Annotated in this window: 3 protein-coding genes, 1 tRNA gene and 1 pseudogene; all 5 read right to left on the bottom strand. The window is 44.4% G+C overall.

Annotation, left to right across the window (positions count from 1 at the left end):
- Positions 1-65 precede the first annotated feature (65 nt).
- Complete coding sequence (locus tag J7K79_RS08060; protein WP_296907326.1) at positions 66-1,745, bottom strand: HD domain-containing phosphohydrolase; 1,680 nt, start codon at positions 1,743-1,745, stop codon at positions 66-68.
- A 112-nt stretch (positions 1,746-1,857) separates the two neighbouring features.
- A pseudogene (locus J7K79_RS08055) lies at positions 1,858-2,765 on the bottom strand (hypothetical protein).
- Between the two features lie 6 nt (positions 2,766-2,771).
- A complete protein-coding gene (locus J7K79_RS08050) occupies positions 2,772-3,548 on the bottom strand; it encodes an inositol monophosphatase (RefSeq protein WP_296907323.1) in 777 nt (258 codons plus the stop codon).
- Between the two features lie 50 nt (positions 3,549-3,598).
- A tRNA-Val gene (locus J7K79_RS08045) sits at positions 3,599-3,673 on the bottom strand.
- Positions 3,674-3,705: 32 nt separating this feature from the next.
- On the bottom strand, positions 3,706-4,200 hold a 495-nt coding region (locus J7K79_RS08040; RefSeq protein ID WP_296907320.1), incomplete at its 5' end, for a SufD family Fe-S cluster assembly protein.

Here is a 4,200-nt window from a genome sequence, read left to right as displayed (position 1 = left end):
TCTCACCTCCCATATATGTATTTTACATATATCAGATGAAAAGTCAAGCCCCCTCGGAGGAGAATTCACTTCCCACCAGAAACTTTCTCCCAAAGCTCCTTGATTTTCTCATGATGGTTTTTGAATACCTCGATCAACTTGGGATGAAACTGGGCCGGACTGGTCTTTCTGTCCCCTTCAAGGATAATTCTGACAGCTTCCTCGTGGGTCAATGCCCTTTTGTAAGGTCTTTCCGATCGGAGAGCATCATAGACATCTGCCAATTTGACGATCTGAGCTTCTATGGGTATCTTGTCGTTCTTCAGGCCAAATGGGTATCCAGTTCCGTCGTAGTTTTCATGATGGTACATGGCAATGTTCTTTGCCACTTCCAGTTCTTTGTTGCCGGAGAGCAACTCTCCTCCCCAGATGGTGTGTTTTTTCATGATCTCCCATTCTTCTGGAGTGAGCTTTCCCCTCTTGTTCAGTATCTCTTTTGGAACCTTTATCTTTCCTATATCGTGAAGAGGGGAGTAGATGTAAATCCGATGAATGAGCTCGTGCGGTAATTTCATCTTTTCTGCAAGAAATCTAGATATTTCTTGGACCCTTCTGACGTGGCTTCCTGTCGGTTCGTCAAAACCTTCCACGATGTCTGCCAGTTTGTGAGCGAGGAACTCGTACGCTTCAGAAAGGGCTCTACTCTTTTCTTCTATCTCTTGGTAAGATTCCTCCAGCTCTTTGTAAGACGCCTCCAACTCCTCGCGTTGGGATTCTATGATGGTGATCATGTCAGCAACTTTGTCCACGATCTGATTGATTTCAAGAACATTCGAAGATATTCCTGTTATATCGAAAACCCTAGATCGAAGGTATTCTTTTGCCACGCGAGAGAATTTTTCTAGAGGACTCCTCAGTTCTCTGTCGACCAGGCTTTTTGTTCTTCTGAGAACAACTGCATTCAAAAAGAAAGCCAGTCCCATTATGAACGCGATGTGAAGAAAGGAATTTTCCAAAAGAGAGAAAAGAGAAGTTTGCATCACAAAGATCGTGTTGTTAATTGATCTTTTGAAGAATGCAACTCCAGACGGTATATCAAATTTCGCTCCGTATTCCGATTTCAGATCTTCAGGCTTGAGAAAAACGAAGATCTTTCCGTTTTGAAGAAGAATCTCTCCATCTTCTCTCATTACGTACGCGCCGGAGGGTAAAAGATCTTTCATAGCCTTTTCTGGAACTATGTCGATTCCTAGAACACCAAGGAGGTTTCCGTTTTCGTCAAGGATGGCTCTTGACATAGCGAACGTGACAAAGCCCAAAATCTTGTGAGTGAAGAGTGGTGAAATAACTGCAGAGTAAGGATTCTCAACAGCGGCCCTGTACCAGGGTCTTTCCCTCGGATCGTAATCAGCTGGGAGATTGTAGAATGGAAAGATGAAGTACTCTCCCTCAGGAGTGGCGAAAATAGGGTAAGCGATGTAATCCCCGAAATGTTCATGGATTGATTTCAGAACTTCCAATATAGTTCTTGAGTTTTTGAAATCCTCAGGATGATCTGCCAGAAAATTCAAAGCATCTTCATAATGATCGATTACTCTGTTCCATTCTCTTTCCAGCAGATTCAGTTTCTCCAGTTTCAGGTCCTCTTCAATCTGATATGTTACCAAGAAAACTATGACGGATACGACCACTGATATTATGAAGACAAGGAGGATGTTTTCCCTAATCAGGGAATCTTTCAACAATTCGTACAATCTTTTTGGCATCGTTCCACCTCGTAATATAATACAAGATGATTCATCCAAAGTACCCAGTGGAATTTTAAACTCAGAACTCCCAATAGTTATTTATACTCGGAAAACCAAATCACTCCTTAATTCATAGATATTCACCTTGAGGGCGCGTTTTGATATCGAACACGCTGTAAACATCCTCAGGATGCACTCTGAAAGAAGGTGCAATGGAATCGTTGAAAAATATTTCTACAGAACAGGAGTCAACAAAAAGACGTGTTTTATCAGTTTTTCTCCGTTGGACCTTCACTTCCTTCGTGGATCCTTCCGAAATACCAGAACGTGTTGTACCAACTCTGAGAATGCCCTCCTCTATGGAATACTTTGTCCTCTTCACCAAGCTCACTCTGAAGATTCAGTAAGAGATTCCCTTGAAGCTCGCAGGAGACTTCGTAACAATTCTTGTTTGTTTTTATCTTGTACGTTCCAAGAGCTTCTTACAGAGTCTTCCTCACCCTGAATGATTTTAATTCGACGAGTTCTACCGTTCCATCCCTCTTTTTCCGTAGGATAGAGATCTGTCCGTAGCCAGCTTTGTAACCAGGGCTCGGATGCTCGATCGCCTTTGTATTGGTACTCTCAAAGAAGATACTCCCACATGTCACCAGCTTTTCTCACCTTATGGATCTCGAAAGGCACGTATTTCTTCTTCAGGCGGTTTTGGAATCACCGGATTCCCATTGTACTCCGAAAGTCTATCTCATCATCGTTTTCCGCTATACACTGTTGACAGCTCCTTCACGAAAATTAAGTATACACAAGGAACATTTTCCCGGATTATTCAACAGCACTGCCGGAAAACACTCTATGTGCTGCTTTCTCTGGATAGAGTGCAACTGGAAGATGCCTCCAAAGAACCAGATCATCGCTCACAGCATGTCCCCGGTAAATACTCACCCACCTGGGTTTTCCAAGATTGTACTGGTAAAACATGTGGTATTCCCCCTTCCAGTAGATCAAACCGTTCGGGGCGTTGCATTCGGTCTGAACCAAATTACATTACTTCCTCCCTGATTTGACCTCTTCTACTACCTCATTGACAACCTTCAACACCTCTTCATGAACCAGCCCATTTGAAAAGACAAAATTCTTCGAGAAGATACTCGCTTCTTTTCCAGAAAAATCTGTTATCCTCCCGCCTGCTTCCTTCACAATGATGAAACCGGCTGCTATGTCCCATGGATTTATTCTCCAGGTGACAAGGAAGTCTATCTTTCCCGCCCCAACATAGGCTGCGCTCAGAGCGGCACTTCCCAGGATTCTCACTCTCCTTGTTCTTTTTTCCATCTTCTCGATGAACTTTCCGGTGAAATCAACGTAGCTTCCGGTAGATCCCACACATTTTTCGAGAGATGGATTCTTCGAAACTTTTATTTTCTCACCGTTCAAGTAGGCACCGCCACTGTCTTCGGCGTAAAATGTTTCGTGAAGAGCAGGGGCGTGCACGACTCCCATTTTCACGTCACCTTTTTCAACGTAGGCGATAGAAATGGAAAAATTGGGAAGTCCATGAACGAAGTTGATCGTTCCGTCTATGGGATCTATTATCCAGAGTCTGTCTCCCTTTTCGAATATTCCTTCTTCCGCCAGTACGTTGTCGTGGGGAAAGTGCTCTCTTATCTCCTTCACTATCACCTCTTGAGCTTTCCTGTCGATATTCGTTACGATGTCCTTGAAACCAGTTTTTTCTTCTACCTCATCGATCTTTCCCCAGTGGAGCATAAGGTAGTATCCCACTCTTCTCAAGAGTTTTATGGAAAAATCCAGTCTGTTCAATTCGATCCCTCCCTTAAAAAAACTAACGGCTCCCACAGGGGGAGCCTCTTTGGTGGGTGCGGCAGGACTCGAACCTGCGACCTCTTCCTCGTGAGGGAAGCGCTCTCCCACTGAGCTACGCACCCATCCGTTTATGGATTTTACAACAAAACTTTCCTCATGTCAAAATACCCTTTATGATCATCTCAGTTGCCTCTTCTTCTGTCAAACCTTTTGCCATGAGTGTTTCAAGTTGCCTGGTGTTCACCCTTCCTATAGATGCTTCGTGTGTGAGTTCGGAGGTGTCGTCTTTGACTACGAGGACCGGCAGCGCTCTCACGTCTATTCCATCTCCCTTTGCGATCTCAAGGCACTCTACATGCCCTCTTGTGTGTGGAGCATTTCCATAGACCTCGTTTATCACAGATACCCTTGCCCTCTCAAGTGCAACAACGTTTGTCTTGGCAAGGCCCCTCGCATTTGCTCCGTTCAGTCTGAGGATTTCTCTCACTTCCACATCGTCGTTCCTGATGGCCTTTACCTTCGTATACAACTCACCCACAGCGTCTTCCCCTAAGATGGCATCCATGAAAACCCTCAACGTTCCTATTCTTGTTTTCACGATGGTGAAAGTGTTCCTGTAGAGAGCACCTTTTCCAACTCTGGCGATCGA

It is taken from the genome of Thermotoga sp. (assembly GCF_021162145.1).
Classification (GTDB): domain Bacteria; phylum Thermotogota; class Thermotogae; order Thermotogales; family Thermotogaceae; genus Thermotoga.
This window is presented reverse-complemented; position numbering and strand designations above follow the sequence as displayed.